This is a genomic window from Achromobacter xylosoxidans (assembly GCF_001457475.1).
In the GTDB taxonomy this organism is placed as follows: Bacteria; Pseudomonadota; Gammaproteobacteria; order Burkholderiales; family Burkholderiaceae_B; genus Achromobacter; species Achromobacter xylosoxidans.
In genome coordinates this window covers 3458272-3474777 of sequence record NZ_LN831029.1, presented here as the reverse complement: position 1 = coordinate 3474777, position 16506 = coordinate 3458272, and the positions used below count along the sequence as shown (strand labels likewise).

The following is a 16506-nucleotide window of genomic DNA, read 5'->3' as shown; positions in this document are numbered from 1 at the left end:
TCGTGGCCGCGACTGTCGCCGCGACGTCGACCGTAACCGCGTCGGCGTCCGTGTCTGCGGACGCCGACGCCGCTTAGCGAGCCGCCGTCAATGCGCCCATCGCCTGGCGCATGAAAGCCAGCGTGGCGTCATCGGCCCAGGTGCCGGCGGTCAGTTCGGGCTCGGTCATCAGGGCGTGGCGGAATTTCGCGTGGGTCGCGGGATCGTTGCCGGCGTAGCTGCAAAACAGTTCCAGCCATTGCCGCGCGAGTTCGCGGCCGGCGGCCGAGTCGGGGGCCTGCCCGGCATCGATCGCCTCGCGCACCCGCGCCATCAGGGCCGGCCATTCGCCGGCGCGGTCGTGATAATGCGCCCGCATGAACCGGGCCTCGTCCGGCGTCAGGTGTTTTTCGTAGAGCCGCAGCTTGCTTTCGGAGAACGCCCGCACGATGTAGTCGCGCATGGCCGGCGAGATACCGATGTGTTCCTGCATGGCCGGTTCCCGTTCGTGCATCTGGTTCAGCTTCACGAGCAGGCGCGGATCGCCGTTGGTATCGCGCAGCAGCAGCGTCATCCAGCGCAGGGCCAGCGCCTGCGAACGCGGGTCCTCGGGCGGGGCGCCGTCGTCCATCTGCCGGCGCACGTCGGCGATCAGCGCAAGCCAGCCGGCGTCGTCGTTCGGGCCACGGCGGTACATGGGCAGACGCGCCAGTTCTTCCTGGGAGAAATATTTGTCGTACATGTTCATCAGTTCCAGAGTGGTCAGCCAATCGGCCAGTTCCGGCTCCGCTCCCATCGCCAACTGGCCTTGCAACTGCGCGAGGCGTTCGCGCAGCCGGGTGGCGTGTTGGATCTGGCTGTCGAGCATCGCGATCTGTCTGGCGATGATCTCGTCCAGCGGCGTGCCGGGCTGGTCCAGGTAGGCGCCGATCTCGGCCAGCGGCAATCCGAAGCGACGCAATGCCTGGATCTGGTGCAGTCGGGCGATGTCGTCGCGGCCGTAGAGCCGGTAGCCGTTGTCGGCGCGCGCCGAAGGCGTCAGCAGGCCGATCGCGTGATAGTGGTGCAGCGTGCGGACGGTCAGTCCGCTGCGCTTGGCCAGTTCTCCTACTTTCAGTCGCATGGGGTTCCTTCGTTGATGGCGCAGGCCGAACTTTTGGGCATGACGTTACGTAAGGGTCAAGCGTTGGTGGAACGATTTGTGGATCGGGCTTGCAGGAAGGCGATCGCGACAGGGAAAGTGTTGCGCGCCAGGCCGGTCCTGGCTGTCGAGCCGGCCGGTCGTTCTCCGGGGGATGGATGTCCGCGTGCGGGGCGGCCGCGGGGAGAATTCCGTGGACGACGCGGGCCGCCGCGCCGTCTGGAAAAAAGCGGGCGCGGGGCGGGTGTGCCCGTTGCGCCCGTCGCGCCGTGAATGGCGGGATTTCAGCCGCAGCGGATCGCCGTCATCACGTCCTTGTCGTCGACGATCAGGTTCAGGCGGGTGTCGTTGTATTCCATGGTGACCAACTGGCCCGGACGCAGGATGCGGGCGGTGGCGGCGCCGCTGCGGGTGCGCAGGTCTTCCAGGACGGACTGGGTGGCTTTCTGGCCGATCTGGGATTGCAGCGGGGCGGCGTCGCAGGTCTTGCGGGCGCCGGCCTGGGTGGAGGGCGATCCGTACGACGCGCCGGAGGAGCTGTCGGACGTGGCGGGCGAGCTGGCGGAACTGGAGGCGGCGGATGAGGATGAGGAACGCGGGGCTCCGGTGTTGGCGCAGGCGCTCAGCGTGGCTACCAGCAGAACGGGAATCAGCTTGCGGATCATGATCACTCCTGAAAAAGAAAACGTTTCCACGGCGCGGCCGGCGCGGGGGCGGGCGGGCGGCGCGGAAAATCCATCATAGACCAGCCGCCCGCGCGGCGCTTGGCCGTGGCGTCCGGTCGATTCCCGGAGCGTCGCCGGCCGCCGCGCACTGCCGTCAGTGGAAATTGCGGCTGGGCGTGCTCAGGCCGCCCAGCAACTCGGACAGGTCCACCAGCCGCTGCGCGATCAGGTGGCGCACGCCGTCCACGCTCTGCCAGGTGCCGTAGACACCCAGCAGGGTGGAACCGAGCAGTTCGCGGCGCTGGCGCTCGATCAGTTCGGGGCGCACCACCACGTTGACCGGACCGGTTTCGTCTTCGAGGGTGACGAAGATCACGCCCTTGGAGGTCTGCGGCCGCTGGCGCACGGTGACGATGCCGCAGGCGCGGGCCACGCGCTTGTCGGGGTAGCCGTTGAGCGCGCTGGCGGGCTGGAAATTGCGCGCCGCCAGCTGCGGCCGCAAGAGTTCGACGGGGTGGCGCCGCAGGGTCAGGCCGACGCTGCGGTAGTCGGCCGCCACGGTCTGGCTCTCGGTGGGCGCGGCCAGTTGCGGCATCTCGGTTTCGTGGATGGCGGCGTCGCGCAGCAGGTCGCGGCTGTGGACGCTGGCGGCGGCTTCCCAGCTGGCCTGGCGGCGGTGGCCGGCCAGGGTGCGCAGGGCGTCGCCGGCGGCCAGCGCGTTCAGGTCGTGGCGGGTCAGGGCGGCGCGGCGGGCCAGGTCGCCGGTGCTGGTGAAGGGCGCGTCGGCGCGGGCCGCCTCGATGCGGCGGGCGCTGTCTTGGTGCAGGCCCTGGATCAGGCTCAGGCCGAGGCGCACGGCGGGGCGGATTTCGTCCGGCGAGGGCGCGTGAGGATGCGGCCGGCGCGGCGGCGCGTCGGCGGGCGCGGGCTCCAGCGCCGCGTCCCAGCCGCTGACGGTCACGTCCACCGGCAGCACCCGCACGCCGTGGCGGCGCGCGTCCTGCACCAGTTGCGCCGGGGCGTAAAAGCCCATGGGCTGGGAATTGAGCAGCGCGGCCAGGAAGGCCTCGGGCTCGTGGCGCTTGAGCCAGGAGCTGGCGTAGGCCAGCAGCGCGAAGCTGGCGGCGTGGCTTTCGGGAAAGCCGTATTCGCCGAAGCCTTCGATCTGGCGGAACAGCGCCTCGGCGAATTCCAGCGTGTAGTTGTGGGCCAGCAGGCCGCCGACCAGCTTGGCGCGGTATTTATCGACGCCGCCCTTGCGCTTCCAGGCGGCCATGGAGCGCCGCAACTGGTCGGCCTCGCCGGGCGTGAACCCGGCCGCGACCACCGCGATCTGCATCACCTGTTCCTGGAAGATGGGCACGCCCATGGTGCGGCTGAGCACGCCTTTCACCTTGTCGCTGGGATAGTCGATGTCTTCCTTGCCCTGGCGGCGGCGCAGGTAGGGATGCACCATGCCGCCCTGGATCGGGCCGGGCCGCACGATGGCCACCTGCACCACCAGGTCGTAGTACTTGCGCGGCCGCAGGCGCGGCAGCATGGTCATCTGGGCGCGCGATTCGATCTGGAACACGCCGATGGTGTCGGCATCGCAGATCATGTCGTAGGTGGGGTCGTCGCCTTCGGGAATGTCCTGCAGCCGCAGCGGCTGGCCGCGGCGCTGGCCGGCCAGTTCCAGGGTGCGGCGCAGCGCCGACAGCATGCCCAGGGCCAGCACGTCGACCTTGAGCAGATTGAGCGCGTCCAGGTCGTCCTTGTCCCACTGCACCACGCTGCGGTCGGCCATGGCGGCGTTTTCGATCGGCACCAGCCGCGACAGCTTGCCGCGCGAGATGACGAAGCCGCCGGGGTGCTGCGACAGGTGGCGCGGAAAGCCCATCAGGGTCTGGGCCAGCGCGGCCCACTGCCGCGCCACCTGTGATTCCGGATCGAGCCCGCAGGCGCCCAGCGTGCGCAGCATTTCCTTCTTGCCGTCCCACCACTGATGGGCGCGCGCCACGGCGTCGATCACGCCCGGGTCCACGCCCAGCGCGCGGCCGGTGTCGCGCAGCACGCTGCGCGGCCGGTACGAGATCACCACGGCGGTCAGGGCGGCGCGCTGGCGGCCGTACTTGGCGTAGATGTACTGGATCACGTCCTCGCGCCGCTGGTGTTCGAAGTCGACGTCGATGTCGGGCGGTTCGTTGCGTTCCTTGCTGATGAATCGTTCGAACAGGTTGTTGCCGCGGCGCGGATCGACCTCGGTGATGCCCAGGCAGTAGCACACGACCGAGTTGGCGGCCGAGCCGCGGCCCTGGCACAGGATGCCGTTGTTGCGGGCGTACAGCACGATGTCGTAGACCGTGAGGAAGTAGGCCTCGTAGTGCAGGTCGGCAATCAGCGCCAGTTCCTTTTCGATCTGCTCGGTGACGTAGTCCGGCGTTCCGTCCGGAAAGCGCCGCGCGGCGCCGGCCAGGGTTTCCTGGCGCAGGTAGGTGGCGGGCGTGTGGCCGCGCGGGATGATCTCGTCGGGGTATTCGTAGCGCAGCTCGTCCAGCGAGAAGGCGCAGCGCCGCGCCACCACCAGGGTCTGCGCCAGCGCTTCGGGCGGATACAGGTTGGCCAGCCGCATGCGGGTGCGCAGGTGTTGTTCGGCGTTGCCCGACAGCGCGTAGCCGCATTGCGACACACACTGGTGGGTGCGGATGCCGGTCAGGGTGTCGTGCAGCGGCTTGCGCGAGCGCACGTGCATCTGCACCTGGCCCAGGGCCACCACCGGCAGGTCGGCGGCGCGGGCGGCGTGGTCGACGGCGGCGCGGTGCAGGTCGTCGCGCGAGCGGTACAGCAGGGTCAGGCCGACCCAGGCGCGGCGCGGGAAGGTGGCGGCCAGCCAGCGCGCCTGCTGCGCCATGCGGTCGGGGTCGTCGCCGTAGACGGGCGACAGGATCGCCAGGCATTCGGGCAGGTGGCGCAGGTGTTCGTAGCCCGGCGGCGGGGCGGTGAAGTCCTCGGGCGCCAGCCGGTATTCGCCCTTGGGCGCGCGGGTGCGGGCCAGGGTGATGAGTTCGGACAGGTTGCCGTAGCCCTCGCGGGTCTGCGCCAGCAAGGTCAGGTCCATTGGCGCGGCCTCGGGGCCGGCGCGCAGCCGGAAGGTGGCGCCGATGATGAGCGGCAGCTTCTGGGTCTTGGCTTCCATGTGGGCGCGCACCACGCCGGCCAGGCTGCATTCGTCGGTGATGGCCAGGGCGGCGTAGCCCAGTTCGGCGGCGCGGGCGGCCAGTTCCTCGGGGTGCGAGGCGCCCTGCAGGAACGAGAAGTTCGACTGGCATTGCAGTTCGGCGTAGCCGGGCAGTCCGACAGGCGGAGCGGGGGCGTCGTCATGCGGATCGTCGGGCGCTTGCATGGCGGAGTCAGGCGTACAGCCCGTGCAGGTGCCAGCGCGCGTGCTCGTCGTCGCGCTCGCGGTAGATCCAGTAGCGCGCGCCGGCGGCGTCCTCGGCCACGAAGTAGTCGCGCACGGTCAGGGCCGGGTCCCACCAGCCGCTTTCGATGCGTTCGGGGCCGCGCATCAGCCGCAGCGCCTGGCCGGCGTATTGCGGGCGGTGGCCGGCGAGTTTGAGCGGCAGCGGCGGGTCCAGCAGCCAGAAGGGGCGGTCCAGGGGTTCGGGCAGCGGTTCGGGGCGCGGTGACGGTTCCAGCGCGTCGCCCCAGGCATTGGCGGCTTCGGGCCGGTGGTCGGGGATGGGGCAGGCGTGGCGCACCTGGTCGCGGCCCAGCCGCGCGGTCAGCAGGTCCAGCAGGCGGGCGTGGTCGGCGGCGGTGCCGCCGGGTTCGGGGAACAGCGTGGTGCTGGCGGCGGGCTGTTCGGTGGTGTCGGGCGCCAGCAGCGTCACCGCGATCACCGGGGCTTCGAGCGTCAGGCGGCCGAGTTTTTCGCGCAGCAGGTTGAGGATCTGCGGGGCCTGCCAGACGGGCTGGGCCAGCGCCAGTTCCAGCTCGGTGGGCGGGCGCGCGTGGCGGCCGCGTTCGTGGTCCAGGCGCAGCAGCACGCGCCGCACCGCCAGTTGCCGCGCCGCCAGCCAGCCGCCCAGTTGCTCGGCCAGGCGCCGCGCCACGGCCAGCACCGCGTCGGTGTGCTCGAGGTATTCCATCAGCTCGATGCGGCGCTCGAAGCGCGGCGGCGGCTCGATCCAGCGATGAAGTTCGGGCGACTGGCCGTAGGCCGCGTCCAGCGCTTGCAGCAGGTCGGGCGCGCTGCGCCGTTGCAGGCCGGCGCGCGGCAGGGCGCGCAGGTCGGCCAGGGTGTGGCAGCCGATGTCGTTGAGCCAGTCCAGGCGCGGCCGGGCCTGGGGCAGCAGGGCCACGGGCAGGGCGTCGAGCCGGCGCGCCAGGGTGCGCGGGGTGAGCACCCGGCGCGCCGGCCGGCGTCCGCCGCGATGCGCCAGCAGCCAGGCGCCGGCGGCGGTGGGCGCCATGCCCAGCGACACGCGCAGGTCCAGCGCGGCCAGCGTGGCGGCCACGCGCCGGTGCAGCGCGCGCGGCCCGCGGAAGAACAGCAGGCTGGCGCCGACGTTGAGCAGCACGGTGTCGTCGCCCGCCAGCGCGACCTCGGGGGTGTATTGCAGCAGCGCCAGCGCCGCGCCTTGCAGGGCGTCGGCCTCGGCCAGCGGGTCGCGCGTCAGCAGCTCGACCGTGGGCGCGATGGCGGCCGCGCCGCCGCGGCGCATGCCCGGGCGCACCCCGGCCTGGCGCGCGGCGGGCGTGAGGGCGGCGACGCGTTCCTGGTCGAGGACCGCGTAGGCCTGCGCCTCAAGCGGCCAGTGCGGGCGCAGGGCGTCCAGCGGCAGGCAGCGCAGGCAGGCGGCGATCCAGAGGCGCATGGCGGGTGGGCGCCAGGACGCCGGGCTCCAGGCCCACGTACAGCGGGGCCTCGCAGACCGGTCCGCGGCGCTTGAGGATATGGACGGACAACCCGCCCGGCGCGGGCGCGAGCGCCAGGCGCAAGGGGGCGGGGGTGGCGTGCTGCGCGGCGCTGGCCGGGCGCAGGGCGACGAACAGCAGGTCGCTGGCCTGGGCCGCCAGGTGCAGCCGGCGCAGCGATTCGGGGCGCACGTGCGGCAGCCAGCAGAGCAGGGCGCCGCAGCTGCCGTTTTTCAGGATCTGCTCGGCGGCCCAGAGGGCGTCCAGGGTTTTTTCGGGGGCGACCCAGAGCAACTGGCGCGGATCGAGCCGCCAGCTCATCCAGCTGGCGATGTGCGGCGCGTGGGGCGGCTGCACCAGGGCGATGGGGCGGCGCGTTTCCAGTTGCGCCAGGGCCGGGCGCAGCAGGCGGATTTCGCCGATGCCGGGTTGCGGGGCCAGCAGCTCGATCAGCGAGCCCAGCGGCCAGCCGCCGTCCGGCAGCTCGGCCGACAGGGTGGGGTGGCCGGTGGGCAGGCTGCGGGCGGCGCCGCGCGCCAACTGGGTGGCGCGCCACAACGCGGGATGGATCTGTTCTGGCGACGGCATGGCGGGTGGGCGACCCGGTTTTCCTGGGTGAAGACTCGGTGGGCGGCGGACGGCCGGGCGGGGAACGCCTGGCCGGAATCGCTTATTACTGTATGAATATACAGTATTTTACCCGACCCGGAAGGCACCGGATGTATCAGTCGCTTGCACCGTATTGGTGCGCGCCGCAAGGCCCGCTTCGAGGCGCGATGCGCCGTCGTCACCCCCGCCCCGCCCATGGAAGGGGCTGGTCATTAACCCATGCACGACTTGGCACGCTTCCTGCTTGTGTCCCCATGTCACCGTCTCCTCACGCAACAACGTCCAACAAAAGGAGTGCTGAACATGGCCCATCAACCGGAAAGAATCGTCGAACTGTCGCGCCGCGTCGAGCGCATTTCGAACGAGAAGATCGAGAGCATCGTCGATATCAACCAGCAGGCCAAATACCTGTCGCTGAACGCGCGCATCGAGGCCGCGCGCTCGGGCGAGGCGGGGCGCGGGTTCGCGGTGGTGGCCAACCAGGTGCAGTACGTGTCCGAGCAGATCACCGGCATCGCCGACGCGCTCAAGGAGGAGCTGGCCGGTTCCATCGCCGACCTGATCCGCATCGGCGAAAACACCCTGCACGAGATCCGCGGCTACGAGGGCCGCCGCCTGGGCGACCTGGCGCTGAACATGATCGAGACCATGGACCGCAACCTGTACGAGCGTTCCTGCGACGTGCGCTGGTGGGCGACCGATTCGTCGGTGGTGCGGGCTTTGCAGGAACCCGGCGCCGACAGTGCCCGCCACGCCAGCGGGCGGCTGGGCGTGATCCTGGACAGCTACACGGTCTACCTGGACCTGTGGGTGGCCGACGCGCAGGGCCGGGTAGTGGCCAATGGCCGCCCGGACCGCTATCCGCAGGCGCGCGGCGCCAATGTCAGCCATGCCGAGTGGTTCCGGCGCGGGATGGCCGCGGCCGACGGCGGCGAGTACGTGGCCATGGATATCGACAGCGAGCGCCTGCTGGACGGCGCCCACGTCGCCACCTACGCCACCGCGATCCGGCGCGACGCCGACAAGCACGGCGAGCCGTTGGGGGTGCTGGGGGTGTTCTTCGACTGGAGCCAGCAGGCCGCCAGCATCGTCAAGTCGGTGGGGCTGTCGGAAGAGGAATGGGCGCGCACCCGCTGCCTGCTGGTCGACAGCCGCCAGCGCGTCATCGCCGCCTCGGACGGCGCGGTATCGCTGAAAGAGCGCTACGTGCTGCGCCACGACGAGCGGCCGCGCGGCTACTACGAAAACGCCGATCGCGGCCTGGTGGGGTTCGCGCTGACGCCGGGCTATGAAACCTATGCCGGCCTGGGCTGGTACGGCGTCATCACGCAGCGTCCGCGCGACAGCTTCGAATAGGCGGCGGCGCGAGCCGGGCGGCGTCCGGGCGCGTGGCCCAGGATGCCTCCCGGCCCGCACGCGGGTCAGGTCCGCGCGGCCTGGCCGGCGGCTATCGGTTCGTCCTGCGGCACGCCCGCCGCGCGGTCGGCCTCGAAGCCGTAGAACTGCATGTCCTGGTAGCGGATCCAGCGCGACTTCTTCACCAGCCGGTGGCCGATCCAGAACGCCAGGAACAGAGGGATCGCCAGGTAGGTCGAGACCACGCCGATCCAGTCGATGCGCTCGTCCAGGAAGGCCTGGTAGTTCTGGCCCAGCGTGACCAGCAGGCACAGCACGAAGGCCAGCAGCGGGCCGAACGGGAACAGGCCGGCCTTGTAGGGCAGGTTGGCGGTGTCGTAGCCGTGCTTCACGTAGCCCTGGCGGAAGCGGTAGTGGCTGACCGCGATGCTGAGCCAGACGATGAACTCGGTCATGCCGGCGAAGTTCAGCAGCCAGATGTAGACCGCCTTGGGGCTGTAGACCACGCTGAACATGCACAGGCAGGCCAGCGCGGTGGTGGCCAGCAGCGCGTACAGCGGCACGCCGTTGCCGGTCAGGCGCTTGAACACGGCCGGGGCCTGGCCCTCGACGGCCATGTTGAACAGCATCCGCGTGGCCGCGTACATGCCCGAATTGCCGGCCGACAGCACCGAGGTCAGGATCACCGCGTTCATGATGGTGGCCGCCGACAGCAGCCCGGCGTGCTGGAACACCAGCGTGAAGGGGCTGACGGCGATGTCCTCGACCTCGTTGCGCAGCAGCTGCGGGTCGGTATAGGGAATCAGCAGGCCGATGATCAGGATCGCCAGCACGTAGAACAGCAGGATGCGCCAGAACACATGGTTGATGGCGCGCGGCACGTTGCGGCGCGGGTTCTCGGATTCGCCGGCGGCCACGCCCACCAGTTCGGTGCCCTGGAACGAATAGGCCACCACCATGGCCACCCCGACCCAGGTGGCGACGTTGCCGACGAACGGCGCCTCGCCCACGGTCCAGTTGCGCACGCCGACCGGCGCGTCGCTGTGGATGATGCCCACCAGCATCGCCAGGCCCAGCACGATGAAGCACAGCACCGCCACCACCTTGATGATGGCGAACCAGTATTCGGCCTCGCCGAAGCTGCGCGCCGAGAAGGCGTTCAGACCGAAGGTCAGCGCCAGGAAGGCGACGCTCCAGATCCAGCCGGGGGTATCGGGGAACCAGTACGCCATCACCAGTTGGGCGGCCACCACGTCCACCGCCACCACCGTGGCCCAGCTGAGCCAGAAGTTCCAGCCCAGCGCGAAGCCGAAGCCGCCGTCCACGTAGCGCGAGGCGTAGGTGCAGAACGAGCCCGACACGGGCATGAAGGTGGCCAGTTCGCCCAGGCTGGTCATGATGAAATAGACCATCAGGCCGATCAGCAGGTAGACCGTGAGCGCGCCGCCCGGGCCGGCCTGGGCGATGGCCGCGCCCGAGGCGATGAACAGGCCGGTGCCGATGGCGCCGCCCAGGGCGATCATGGTCAGGTGGCGCGCCTTGAGCACGCGATGCAACTGGTTCTTGCCGGCCGGCGGGGTTCCCGAGTCTGTCGTCGGTGTTTTCATGGAATGCACAGGTTGATGCAAAGCCCCGCGCCGACCGCGAACGCCCCTGGGCGCCTTGTGGACACCGGGGGCAGGAGCCGGCCCGGGGGGCGCTTTGCCTAGGATTGCGTATGACGGGCATTTTACAATGGCGCTATCCAGTGCCTGTCCGGAGCCGTAGCATGGCCACTTCTTCCCCCGCATCCCCCCACGAAATCGAATTCCTGCCCGAACCCGGCATCGAGGTGCGGCAGCTGTTCATCCTGCTGCATGGCGTGGGCGGCACGCCCGACAACCTGGTGCCGCTGGCCGAGGCGGTGCGCGCAGCCTTTCCCGCGTCGGCGGTGCTGATCCCCGAGGGCTTCGAGCCCTTCGACGGCGGCGGCGCGGGCCGCCAATGGTTCTCGGTGCGCGGCGTGTCGGAGGACAACCGGCCCGAGCGCGTGGCCCAGGCCCTGCCGCCGCTGGAGGCCTACGTGAAGGCGGCCCAGGCCCGCTTCGGCCTGTTGCAGTCCGACACCGCGCTGGCCGGTTTTTCGCAGGGCGCCATCATGGCGCTGGAACTGGTGCAGGCGCACGACGGCATGGCCGGCCGCGTGATCGCCTTTTCGGGCCGCTATGCGCAGCTGCCCAAGGCCGCGCCGCAGTACACCACGCTGCACCTGCTGCATGGCGCCGACGACCCGGTCATGCCGGTGGCCTTGATCCAGGCGGCGCAGGCGCGCCTGGACGAGCTGCACGGCGATTCCACCATTGACGTGGCCACGCACGTCGGTCACGAACTGCATCCGGCCCTGATCCAGCGCGCCATCGTGCGCCTGCAGACTTGCGTGCCGCTGCGCAGTTGGGAGGCGGCGCTGGGCCTGAACCAGTCGCCGCCCGATGGCACCACGGTGCATTGAAGGCGCGCCGGTGAGTCCCGCCAAATCCTCCGCCGCCGCGCGCGACGCCGATCCGGTCGGCGGCGCGCAGAGCATCTTCCGCGTGCTGCGCATCCTCAAGTACGTGGGGGCCGCGCCCGCGCGCGGGGTCGGCCTGACCGACGTGGCGCGCGACCTGGGCCTGACGCCGCCCACCGCGCACCGCATGCTGTCGGCCCTGCTGCAGGAGGGCTTCCTGGCGCTCAATCCCAAGCTCAAGACCTACAGCCTGGGGCGGGAGTCGTACATCCTGGGGCTGGCGGCCGAAAGCCGCCATGGCATCAAGGCGATCGCCGAATCGGCGGTGCTGCGGCTGGCGCAATCGACCGGCGACACCAGCTTCCTGTCAGTGCGTTCGGGCCACGAGGCGGTCTGCGTCGACCGCAAGACGGGCGATTTCCCCATCAAGATCCTGACGCTGGAGGTCGGCCACCGCCGCCCGCTGGGCGTGGGGGCGGGCAGCCTGGCGCTGCTGGCGTTCCTGCCCAATGACGATATCGAGCGGGTGCTGGCGCGCTACGACGCCTCGGCCGCGCCCGACCTGCCGTCCACCGCGATGCTGCGCGAGGACATCGCCGCGGCCCGCAAGAATGGCTATGCGCTGAACCCGGGCCGCATCATCCCGGACATGCTGGGGGTGGGCGTGCCGGTGTACGACCGCGAGCAGCATGTGGTGGCCGCGCTCAGCGTGGCCGCGATCCGCTCGCGGCTGTCGGGGGCGCGATTGCAGGAAGTGGTCGCGGCGCTGCAGCGCGCCGCCACGGAACTGGGCGCGGAGCTGGCGCCGCGTCCGGCCTGACGCGCGGCGCCGGCCGGCCCGCTATGCCGGCTATCGCCCCGCGCAGGACTTGCCGCCGTCCACCGGCAGGCACACGCCGGTGATGTACTTCGCTTCGTCGCTCGCCAGGAACAGCGCCGCGTGCGCCACGTCCCAGGCGTCGCCCATGCGGCCCATCGGACTGGCGGCGTTGCGGCGCCGGCGCATTTCCTCCACGTCCTCGAACTGGCCCGCGATCTGCGTGTAGATCAGCGGCGTGTCCATCACGCCCGGCAGCACCGCGTTGACGCGGATGTTGTCGGGCGCATAGCGCACCGCCAGGGCGCGGGTCAGGTGGTTCAAGCCGGCCTTGGCGGCGTAGTACGAGGTATACGGGTAGGTGTTGACCTGGATCGAGGCCAGCGACGAGATGTTGACGATGCTGCCGCCGCCCTGGGCCAGCATCACCGGCAGCACGTGCTTGCAGGTCAGGAACACGCCGGTCAGGTTGGTGTCCATGACGCGGTGCCAGCTCTCCTCGCTGGCTTCGATCGGGTCGCCCATCTCGGTGATGCCGACGTTGTTGTGCAGCACGTCGATGCGGCCAGCCTCGGCCTGCATGGCCCGCACCGCCGCCAGGATCTGCGCGCTGTCGGTCACGTCGGCCGCCAGCGCGGTGCAGCGGCCGCCTTCCTCGGCGATGATGCGGCGGGTTTCCTCGGCCGATTCCACCCGCAGGTCCACCGCGAACACGTGGGCGCCTTCGCGGGCATAGAGCGCGGCGGCGGCGCGGCCGTTGCTCCAGCCCGGTCCGGACGAGCCCGCGCCGAACACCAGCGCGGTCTTGCCTTGCATGCGCTGGCCCATGTCAGTCCACCGAGATGTGCGCGAACTCGGCCACCTTCTTCCACTTGGCCACGTCTTCCTTGATCATCGCGGCGAAGGCTTCCGGCTTGTCGGCCACCACGTAGGCGCCCACGCCGGCGTACTTGGCCTGCACCTCGGGGTCGGCCAGCGCGCGGCGCGAGGCCTCGCCCAGCTTGGCCAGGATCGGCGCGGGCAGCCCGGCCGGCGCCAGCAGGCCGTTCCACATCTCCGCGTCGTAATCAGGCAGCCCGACTTCGGCGAAGGTGGGCACGTCGGGCAGTTGCGGCAGGCGCTTGCACGCGGCCACCACGATGGCGCGCAGGCTGCCGGACTGGATGTGCGCCATCGACGAGGCCGCCGTGTCCCACAGGATCGGCACCTGGCCGGCGATGACGTCATTGAGCGCCGGGCCGGTGCCGCGATACGGCACGTGCATCATGTCCAGCCCCGACAGCGATTTGTAGTATTCCATCGCCATGTGGGTGGCGCCGCCGTTGCCCGACGAGGCATACGAGTACTTGCCCGGCGCACCCTTGATCAGCGCCACGAACGAGGCGTAGTCCTTGGCCGGGAAGTCCTTGTTGACCACGATCACGCCCGGCACGCGGATGATCTGCGTGACCGGGGTGAAGTCCTTGACCGCGTCGTACGGCAGGTTCTTGTACACGGCCGAGTTGGTGCCGTTGGTGCTGGAGGTGCCCAGCAGCAGCGTGTAGCCGTCGGCCGGCGCGCTGGCCACCGCGCGCGAGCCGACCGTGCCGCCGGCGCCCCCGCGGTTTTCCACCACCACGGGCTGGCCGATCTGCTTGCCCAGCGCCTCGGCGAAGATGCGGCCGACCACGTCGGAGGTGCCGCCGGGCGGGAAGGGCACGATCAGGCGGATCGGGCGGTCGGGGTAGTTGCTCTGGGCGCCGGCGGACGGCGCCAGCACGGTGGCCAGGGCGGCGGCGGCCACGGTCAGCCAGGTACGGATCTTCATGGGGTTGTCTCCTCGCTTGGAATGTCTGTGTTGTTATTCAGGCTCAGGCGATGCGGTCGCCCGGCTTGATCTTGGCGGCGCGGCTGTCCACGCCGGGCAGCATGTGCGCGGGGTCGCGCGTGACCACCACGTCCAGCACGGTGGGGCGGTCCTTGCAGGCGTAGGCGGCGGCCAGCGCGGCGGGAATCTCGGCCGGGTCCTCCACCCGGATGCCGTTGCAGCCCAGCGCCCGCGCCACGTTGGCGTAGTTGGTCTCGGCCAGGTCGGACGACTGGTAGCTGCCGCTGCCGTACATCAGGTGCTGCAAGGCCTTGATATAGCCCGAGGCGGCATTGTTGACCACCACCAGGGTGAAGGCCAGGCCCATGCGCACGGCGGTTTCCAGTTCGCCCAGCGACATGTTGCAGCCGCCGTCGCCGGTCAGGCTGACCACCTGCCGGCCGGGGGCGGCGGCGGCCGCGCCGATGGCGCCGGGGATGCCGTAGCCGATGGACGCGAAGCCCCGGTCCGGCACGAAGCCGCGCCCGGCGCGCTTGGTGTCGAACAGCAGGCCGCCCCAGTGCGCGGCGAAGCCGCCGTCGGCCACCAGCACGCCGTCTGCGGGCAGGCTGGCGTTGATCTCGTGCATCAGGCGCGCCATGCCGATGGGCCGGTCGGCCGAGGTCAGCTTGGCGCGCACCGATTCGCGCCAGGTATGCATGGCCTGGCCGACTTCGGCGGCGTAGCCTTGCCGGCGGGCGCCGCCGTTGTCGGGCTGGGCGGCCAGGGCCTGGTCCAGCTCGGCCAGCGTGGCGCGGGCGTCGCCCCACAGCCGCAGCGTCGGCGTGGTGGTGCGGTCGAATTCCTCGGCCACGATGTCCAGGTGGATGATGGGCGCGCCGGTGGCCAGCAGGTCGTAGCGGCGCGTGGCCACTTCGCCCAGCTTGCAGCCGACCACGAACAGGCAGTCGGACTTGGCGATCAGGTCGTTGGCGATGCGGCTGTAGCGGCCGAACAGCCCCGCGTTCAGCGGATCGCCGCAGGCGATGGCGCCCTTGCCGCTCATGGTGTGGGCCACCGGGATGTTGTAGCGCCGCGCGAAATCCTGCACCGCTTCGGCGGCCTCGCTGATGTGCACGCCGCCGCCGCACAGCATCAGCGGGCGGTCGGCGCCGGCCAGCATGGCGGCGGCCTGCGCCAGCGCGTCGGCATCCGGGCGGCAGCGCAGCGCGGGCGCGCGACGGTAGGTCTCGCTGGCGTGGAAGGCATCGGCGTCGAAGGCGTGGACTTCATGCGCGATGTCCTCGGGCACGTCCAGCACCACCGGGCCGGGCCGGCCGCTGGTGGCGACCGCGAAGGCGCGCCGCACCAGTTCGGGAATGCGCTCGATCTTCTCGACCCGCAGCACGTCCTTGACCACCGGGCGCAGCACTTCCAGCTGGCGCGCTTCCTGCGTCATGTTCTTCCACGAATGCATGCGGTGCGAGTCGCCCACCAGCGCCACCATGGCGGTGCCGGCGTTGTAGGCTTCGGCCAGGCCGGTGACCAGGTTGGTGGCGCCGGGGCCGAGCGTGGCGTCGCACACGGCGGGGCGGCCGCTGACCTTGGTGTAGGCGTCGGCGGCGAACACCGCGCAGCGTTCGTCGTTGATCAGGTTGTGGTTCAGCTTCAGGCGCCGCACCGCGTCGTAGAACGGCAGCAGCTGGAAGCCGCCCATGCCGAACATCAGGCCGACGTCATGCGCGGCGAACATGCGGGCGATGGCTTCGCCGCCGGTGATTTCAAGGGTTTCCGACATGCGGAGAATGCTCCAGGTGGGTTGCGCGCCCCGCCAGCAGGGCGTCGATGAAGGATTTCAGGGGAGAGCCGACGCGGCAGCCGAGTTCGCGGGCCTGGGCGTTGGCGCACGACACCACGCCGTCCTCGTAGCAGGAGCGGGCATCGCCGATGCGGGCGCTGTGGGCCGACACCGTCAGCGCCGCGATGCCGCGCTGCTGCAACAGGGGCAGGCGGCCGATGCCGGCGCTGTCCTTGCCGATGCCGGCGTCGTTGAAGGTCACCAGCCAGGGGCGGGGGCGCACGCCGTCGGTGGCCAGGCCGGCCAGCCGTTCGCCGTGCGAGGCGGTGACGGCGATCAGGCCGTCGTCGGCCGCTTCCAGCAGCGACACCGAATCGGCGCCGATCACCCGCGGCGCGCCGTCGGCGCCTGCGGCCAGGACCGTGCGCGCTTCGTGGCGCGGCGCCGGCCAGGTCGGCGCCATGTCGGCCGCGGCCAGCCGCTGCGCGGCCTGCGCCACGGCCATGCCGGGGCGGCAGCCAAGCGCGTAGGCCAGATCGTTGACGTGGCTGATGATGCCGTGGCGCGCCATGTCGGCGCCGTCGCCGATGCGGCAGCTGCGGTAGTCGGCGGTGGCGGCGGCCACGCCCCATTGCTGCAGTTCGTCCAGCCCGGCGATGCCGGCCTGCTGCCAGCCGACGCCCGCGTCGTTCAGCACCACCGCGCGCACCCGGCCGCGGGCGGCGCAATAGGCGGCGTAGCTGCCGCCATGGGAGCCGGCGATCACCACGCGGCCGGCGTCTTCGGCGCGCAGCTTGGTGATGCTGTCCATGACGCGGGCGGGTTCGGGGTTGTTCTGTTCTTCCATATTATGGATGTTTGTCTTGATTCCTGGTGGCGCGACGGGAGGTCGCCGGGAAATCGATCTGTCTCTGCTTGAATTGGAATTATGGTGTGAGGCTGATTCTAAGAGGCCATGGGCGGCGCCAACA

The 16506-nt window shown here is 70.7% G+C and carries 13 protein-coding genes; 3 read left to right on the top strand and 10 right to left on the bottom strand.

The features are described from left to right. Positions 1-73: 73 nt before the first annotated feature. From AT699_RS15630 to imuA, 5 genes are all read right to left on the bottom strand, one after another. Positions 74-1102 (bottom strand): MerR family transcriptional regulator, encoded by a 1029-nt coding sequence (locus AT699_RS15630; protein ID WP_024069036.1) that lies wholly within the window; start codon positions 1100-1102, stop codon positions 74-76. A 302-nt stretch (positions 1103-1404) separates the two neighbouring features. Next, positions 1405-1785 carry an I78 family peptidase inhibitor gene (locus AT699_RS15625; RefSeq protein ID WP_006386303.1) on the bottom strand — a complete coding sequence of 127 codons (381 nt, stop codon included), beginning with the start codon at positions 1783-1785 and terminating at the stop codon, positions 1405-1407. Positions 1786-1939: 154 nt separating this feature from the next. Then, positions 1940-5167, bottom strand: coding sequence for an error-prone DNA polymerase (locus tag AT699_RS15620; protein ID WP_024069035.1), 3228 nt, complete (start codon positions 5165-5167; stop codon positions 1940-1942). Between the two features lie 7 nt (positions 5168-5174). After that, positions 5175-6644 (bottom strand): Y-family DNA polymerase, encoded by a 1470-nt coding sequence (locus tag AT699_RS15615; protein ID WP_058207326.1) that lies wholly within the window; start codon positions 6642-6644, stop codon positions 5175-5177. Further along, positions 6574-7272 carry a translesion DNA synthesis-associated protein ImuA gene (gene imuA / locus AT699_RS15610; RefSeq protein WP_024069033.1) on the bottom strand — a complete coding sequence of 233 codons (699 nt, stop codon included), beginning with the start codon at positions 7270-7272 and terminating at the stop codon, positions 6574-6576. The genes AT699_RS15615 and imuA overlap by 71 nt, the downstream gene beginning before the upstream one ends. Before the next feature lie 324 nt (positions 7273-7596). On the opposite strand from imuA, the gene AT699_RS15605 reads away from it, so the two are divergent. Beyond that, entirely contained in the window at positions 7597-8649 is a 1053-nt protein-coding gene (locus AT699_RS15605; RefSeq protein ID WP_020927925.1) for a methyl-accepting chemotaxis protein, read from the top strand. Positions 8650-8714: 65 nt separating this feature from the next. On the opposite strand, the gene AT699_RS15600 is transcribed toward AT699_RS15605, so the two are convergent. After that, on the bottom strand, positions 8715-10256 hold the full coding sequence (locus AT699_RS15600) for an amino acid permease (protein ID WP_045953172.1): 1542 nt from the start codon (positions 10254-10256) through the stop codon (positions 8715-8717). A 161-nt stretch (positions 10257-10417) separates the two neighbouring features. Here AT699_RS15600 and ypfH point away from each other — a divergent pair, with 161 nt between their 5' ends. Continuing rightward, positions 10418-11137 (top strand): esterase, encoded by a 720-nt coding sequence (gene ypfH / locus AT699_RS15595; RefSeq protein ID WP_024069031.1) that lies wholly within the window; start codon positions 10418-10420, stop codon positions 11135-11137. Between the two features lie 10 nt (positions 11138-11147). Beyond that, positions 11148-11954, top strand: a complete 807-nt coding sequence (locus tag AT699_RS15590) for an IclR family transcriptional regulator (protein WP_020927921.1) — start codon at positions 11148-11150, stop codon at positions 11952-11954. Positions 11955-11984: 30 nt separating this feature from the next. On the opposite strand, the gene AT699_RS15585 is transcribed toward AT699_RS15590, so the two are convergent. Genes AT699_RS15585 through AT699_RS15570 form a run of 4 tightly spaced genes read right to left on the bottom strand, consistent with a single transcriptional unit; the run spans position 11985 to position 16382 of the window. Then, entirely contained in the window at positions 11985-12779 is a 795-nt protein-coding gene (locus AT699_RS15585) for an SDR family NAD(P)-dependent oxidoreductase (protein ID WP_024069030.1), read from the bottom strand. 1 nt (position 12780) lies between these two features. Next, entirely contained in the window at positions 12781-13758 is a 978-nt protein-coding gene (locus AT699_RS15580; protein ID WP_024069029.1) for a Bug family tripartite tricarboxylate transporter substrate binding protein, read from the bottom strand. A 43-nt stretch (positions 13759-13801) separates the two neighbouring features. After that, complete coding sequence (locus AT699_RS15575) at positions 13802-15535, bottom strand: thiamine pyrophosphate-binding protein (RefSeq protein ID WP_006385004.1); 1734 nt, start codon at positions 15533-15535, stop codon at positions 13802-13804. After that, positions 15519-16382, bottom strand: a complete 864-nt coding sequence (locus tag AT699_RS15570) for a hypothetical protein (protein ID WP_024069028.1) — start codon at positions 16380-16382, stop codon at positions 15519-15521. Before AT699_RS15570 ends, AT699_RS15575 begins: the two co-directional genes overlap by 17 nt. Positions 16383-16506: the final 124 nt, after the last annotated feature.